The 1,254-nt window shown below is 67.6% G+C and carries 2 pseudogenes; both read right to left on the bottom strand.

What is annotated here, in order from left to right:
- Nucleotides 1–188, bottom strand: a pseudogene (locus AC1DFE_RS24025) (phospholipase); the annotation flags it as partial.
- Between the two features lie 192 nt (nt 189–380).
- A pseudogene (locus AC1DFE_RS24030) lies at nt 381–1,254 on the bottom strand (phosphoesterase); the annotation flags it as partial.

Below are 1,254 nucleotides of genomic sequence, written 5' to 3' on the forward strand. Positions count from 1 at the left end.
ACGTTCTCCTGGAAGATCACCACCACATGTTTGATCGGTGTGGTGGTGGACTCGTGGCTTTCGACGGCGGAGGCCGGGCCTGCGGCGACGCCCACCAGTCCGGCGGTCAGGGCCGAGGCAGCCAGGGCGGCAACGCCGGCCGCAGCCGCTACTCTTTTGCCGGTGAATCGTGGTGCTGGATAAGGCATGGGGTATCCGATCGTTCCTGGTGGCAAGGAGGGGTGGCCCGCCGTCGTAAATCGACGCGGGGCCCCGGGGGTAACGGGTATTACCTGGCGGGGGTGCTGCTTGGCCGGCATGCGCCGGGCCCGTGCGGGGTTCTCTGTCGGGTCCGGCGCATGGCGGGGTGTCTGTGGTCGGGGGCACCGGTCAGGGGTCGGTCAGTCGTCGTCGTGGTTGGCCGAGCCGGCGGGGATACCGGGCACGTTGTTGGGGCCGTAGATCTTGGCGTCTCCGGGGTACGGGGAAGACCAGTTGTGGGTCTGGTACCAGGTCCAGCGGTTGAACAGGTAGGGGTTCGCGTAGTCTTCCTTCGCGCCGTTGCCGGTCAGGTGCTGCTGCTGGGACCAGTCGTCCCACTGTTCGGCGGTGTCCTGCATCGGGGCCGGGACGCCCACGGCTTTGGCTGCGGCGTTGTTCACCGCCGCGGCGGCGGCACCGGTTTGGCCGAGCGTGTCGGGGCCGCAGGCGGGGGCGGTCTTGACGCCCTCGGTCAGCGGGACCTGGTTCGGGACCGCCGTGTACGGCGTGAGGTCGGCTTTGTTGGTGAAGGCGTCGATCATTGGGGTGGCCGCGGCGACCTTTTGGTTCAGGGGCTGGGCGCCGAGGATCTGCTGGATGGTCCGGATCATGTTGATCTGGGAGTAGAAGGTGCTGACGGTCCGGCCGTGCACCGCGTACGGGCTGATGACCTGGACCGGGGCGCGGTGGCCGTCGACGTGGTCGGCGCCGTTCTGGCTGTCGTCCTCGGCGATGAAGATCGCGGAGTCCTTCCAGTACCGGGAGTGTGAGATCTCGTCGACGATCTTGCCGACGGCGAGGTCGTTGTCGACGACCTGGGCTTCCGGGCCGGCGGTGCCGCCGGTGTGGTCGCTCGAGAGCCACATCATTTGGAAGTTCTTCGGGCCGTTCTTTTCGAAGTCCTGCTTCCAGGTCGCGTACCGGTAGATGTCCGGCACCGACGTGTCGAACGGCGCCGCGTTCGGGTCCGTGATCGCGTTGAGCGAGGGGATGTCCGAGCTGGCGTGCAGCTGG

The sequence above is a fragment of the Arthrobacter sp. 05T423 genome, from assembly GCF_056396245.1.